The sequence below is a fragment of the Myxococcus sp. CA039A genome (genome assembly GCF_013336645.1).
GTDB classification, from domain to species: domain Bacteria; phylum Myxococcota; class Myxococcia; order Myxococcales; family Myxococcaceae; genus Myxococcus; species Myxococcus llanfairpwllgwyngyllgogerychwyrndrobwllllantysiliogogogochensis.
Genome location: NZ_JABUMQ010000552.1, coordinates 1 through 3747 on the forward strand (window position 1 = coordinate 1; position 3747 = coordinate 3747).

The following is a 3747-nucleotide window of genomic DNA, read 5'->3' on the forward strand; positions in this document are numbered from 1 at the left end:
TTGTCCGACGTGGTGAAGGCTCCCCGCCCCCAGGGTGGCGAGTTCTTCGGTCTGTACCTCATGGACAAGAAGGTGGGCTGGCTCTTCACGGACCTGGTGGTGATGCCCGGTGAGCCGGCGCGGGTGAAGAGCATCAACCAGCTCGTATTCAAGGCGCTCGTCGGTACGCGCCTGTCGGAGCGCAACCACCGCGAGGAGCGCGTCTACGAGGCGAAGCCCGGCGGACGCCTGCTGTCCTTCAGCGTGGTGCAGCGAGGCGACGGTGGGGACCAGACGCTGGAGGGCACGGCCACGCCCGAGGGTGGCATGCGCGTGGTGCGCAAGCGTTTGGGCCACGCGGACGAGGTGCTGCCGGTGGCCGCGACGAAGGAGCGCGTCGAGGACGCGGACCAGGCGCGCGTGGCGCTGGCTCGTAAGGCGAAGGTGGACGGCTTCGTGCTGGATGGGATGGACCTGGAGACGTACGGGCTCACCACCACCATGGAGCCCGCCGAGCAGCGGACGGTGAACGGCGTGAAGGTGAAGCTGGGCAAGGCCAGCAGCATTTCGCAGAAGGAGAAGGTGCCGGTGGTCTCCTACGTCACCCAGCGCGGGGAGATGGTGCTGGTGGACTTTGGCCAGACGATGCAGGCGCGCAAAGAGACGGAGGCCGTCGCCAAGCGCATGGATTTGGTGGAGGTGTTTGGCCTCACCCGCGTGGTGCTGCCCAAGCCGCTGCCGGAGTCCGCGCGGGCGGTGCCTGGCAATGTGAAGCTGGTGGTGACGGGCCTGCCGGAGAAGTTCCGCGTGGGGACGTACCGGCAGAAGTTCGCCGCGCGGCCGGATGGGAGCGTGGAGGTGACGTTGCAGGCCGCCGCGCCCTCGACGGCGGCGCGCAAGCCGCGACCGGTGGCGGACCCGGATGGGGGGGAGAACCTCAAGTCCAACCTCATCGTGGAGAGCGATGCCCCGGCCATCCGCGAGCAGTCGAAGAAGATTATCGGTGACGAGAAGGACGCGTACCGCGCGGCGCAGAAGGTGAACACGTGGGTGGCCACGCATCTGGAGAAGGACTACGGGGCCAGCGCGGACCGGGCCACGGATGTGCTGCGCCAGAAGCGTGGGGACTGCACGGAGCACTCGCTGTTGTCCGTGGCGCTGCTGCGCGCGGCGGGCATCCCCGCTCGGCGCGTGGATGGGGTCATCTACATGGTGAACCAGGACGGCGTGCCCGCGCTCTACTGGCACGAGTGGGTGGAGGCGTTCGTGGGTGAGTGGACGCAGTTGGACCCGACGTTCAACCAGCCCGTCGCGGACGCCACGCACTTCGCCTTCGGCTACGAGGGGAACGCCGAAATCACGCCCCTCATCGGCACGCTGAAGGTGACCGAGGTCAAGTAGTCCTGGCTCGCGGAAGCACGCGGGCCTCACCGGCCCGCGCCCGCCGAGACAGAGCGGGCCACCTTACGAGGTGAAGCGCTGGACCCGCCCATTCAGAGCGCGGGCCTCACGTTCCGCGCTCGCCGCTTACGTTCCCGGGGGAGTCTCCGTCAGGCGCTCAGCCAGCTCCTTCGCGTCCGTACGGGGCCGCTCGCAAGCAAAGCCCCGGCACAAGTACGCGGCGCCCTGCCCGCCCACCGGCTCGCGCCCCTCGAACAACTCCTTGAGCAGCGCGGGCGCGGGCTTGCCCGCCTCCTTCCAGCCGAAGGCGAACGTCGGCGCATAGACATGGTTCGCCGCGCTCAAGAGCGGCGCCACCGCGTCGCGCGCCCCAGCAAACGTCACGCCCGCCGCGCCGTCCAAGAGCGAGTCCGCCGCGAGCCCCAGGTAGCCGTAGCCCATCGCATTGGCCACCAGTCCCTCGCGCATCTTCCCCACGTACTTCGCCGGAAGCTCCAGGTGCCGCTCGTTCCCCGTGAGCGCGGCCAGCGCCACCTGCGCCTCCGTCAGCGTGGATGCCCCGGACGGAAACGCGTTGTCGAACAGGCCATAGGTCGCCACCACCAGGTCCTTCTGGCCACGTGGCGCGGTGAAGTACGCCCGCTTCGCCTCATCCCAGAACAGCTCCACCGCGCGCTTCACCAGCGCCTCGGCGGCCTCCAGGTACTTCACGTCGAACGTGGCCTGATAGAGCGCGGTGAGCCCCGAGGCCAGGTCCCCATAGTCCTCGAGGAAGCCATCGATGCGCGCCTGCCCCTCCTGGTACGAGCGCGCCAGCCGCGTCCCGTCCCACATCTTCGCCAGCACGAAGTCCGCGGCGGACACCGCGAGCTTCGTCCAGTCCGGACGCTCGAAGACACGCGCGGCCAGCGCCAGCCCGCGAATCATCAACCCGTTCCAGCCCGCCAGCAGCTTGTCATCCCGGCCCGGCTTCACCCGCTTCTCGCGCGCCTCGAACAACACCCGGCGCGCCTCCGCCAGCTCGCGCTCGACCTCCTCCACCGGCAGGCCCCGCTCGCGCGCCAGCAACTCCGCCGGCACCACGACCTCCAGCACCGTGGCCCCGTGCTCGAAGTTGCCCTGGGACGTGACGCGGAAGTGACGCGTCACCAGCTCCGCGCGCGCCGGAGGCAGCACCGCCTGAAGCTCCTCCGGACGCCACACGAAGAACTTCCCCTCCTCGCCCTCGCTGTCCGCGTCCTGCGCGGCGTAGAAGGCGCCGCCCGCGTCGGTCATCTCGCGGCGCACGTACTCCACCGTCTCCTCCACCACCTTGCGCCACAGCGGCCGAGGCTCCACCTGCTGCGCCTCCGCGTACAGGTGCACGAGCTGCGCGTTGTCGTAGAGCATCTTCTCGAAGTGCGGCACCAACCACCGCGCGTCCACCGAGTAGCGATGGAAGCCGCCACCGAGCTGGTCATAGATGCCCCCCAGCGCCATGCGCTCCAGCGTGAGGAACACCGCGTCCCGCAGCGGCGCGCCGCCCCCACGCCTCCAGGCGCGCAGCAGCAGGGAGAAGTTCATCGGGTTGGGGAACTTGGGCGCGCCGCCGAAGCCGCCATGCACCAGGTCCACCTGCTGCACCATGCGCTTGCCCATCGCCACCACGTCCGCCGCCGTCAACACTCCGGGCGCCGCATCAAGTCCGTACGCGGCCAGCTCGCCCAACCCCTCCTCGAACTGCTCCGCCTGCCGCTTCACTTCCTCGCGCTTGTTCTCCCACGTGTCCCGCAGTGCCATCAGCAGCCGGGGGAAGCCGGGGCGCCCGTAGCGGTCCTCGGGCGGGAAGTAGGTGCCTCCGTAGAAGGGCTTCAGGTCCGGCGTGAGGAACACCGTCAGCGGCCAGCCCCCACCCTGCCCCAACAGCTGCACCACGCCCTGGTAGATCTGGTCCAGGTCCGGCCGCTCCTCGCGGTCCACTTTGATGTTGATGAAGCCCTCGTTCATCAGCCGCGCCGTCTCGGGCGACTCGAAGGACTCGTGCGCCATCACGTGACACCAATGGCACGCGGAGTAGCCCACGGAGAGCAGGATGGGCTTGTCCTCCGCCCGCGCTCGCGCGAGCGCCTCGTCCCCCCAGGCAAACCAGTCCACGGGATTGCCGGCATGCTGGCGCAGGTACGGCGACGGCTCCTGGGCCAGACGGTTGGAGGAACCTGACGACGGAGGGTGGGAGGACATGCGGACTCCAAGCAAGGGACGGCCACGGCACGGCATACGGAGCCCGGGAAAACACGGCAAGCCCCAAGGGCACAACCCTCCACTGGAGAACGGGAGCGAGGTACGCTGGGCCCAAGACGTGAGCATGGTTTCCCCCGCCCCCGCCCC

2 protein-coding genes are annotated in these 3747 nt (G+C 69.3%); one reads left to right on the forward strand and one right to left on the reverse strand.

Annotated features, from left to right (window positions below; all coding sequences use genetic code 11):
* On the forward strand, positions 1-1380 hold a 1380-nt coding region (locus HR086_RS45455; RefSeq protein WP_254626746.1), incomplete at its 5' end, for a transglutaminase family protein.
* 126 nt (positions 1381-1506) lie between these two features.
* Here HR086_RS45455 and HR086_RS45460 read toward each other — a convergent pair.
* The gene (locus HR086_RS45460) at positions 1507-3600 is read right to left on the reverse strand and encodes a thioredoxin domain-containing protein (RefSeq protein ID WP_174468775.1); all 2094 of its coding nucleotides are present in this window, start codon (positions 3598-3600) and stop codon (positions 1507-1509) included.
* Between the last annotated feature and the right edge of the window lie 147 nt (positions 3601-3747).

Bases quoted from the DNA above. Each gene is read 5' to 3' on its own strand.
- HR086_RS45460 (WP_174468775.1), bottom strand. From the start codon at position 3,600: ATGTCCTCCCACCCTCCGTCGTCAGGTTCCTCCAACCGTCTGGCCCAG.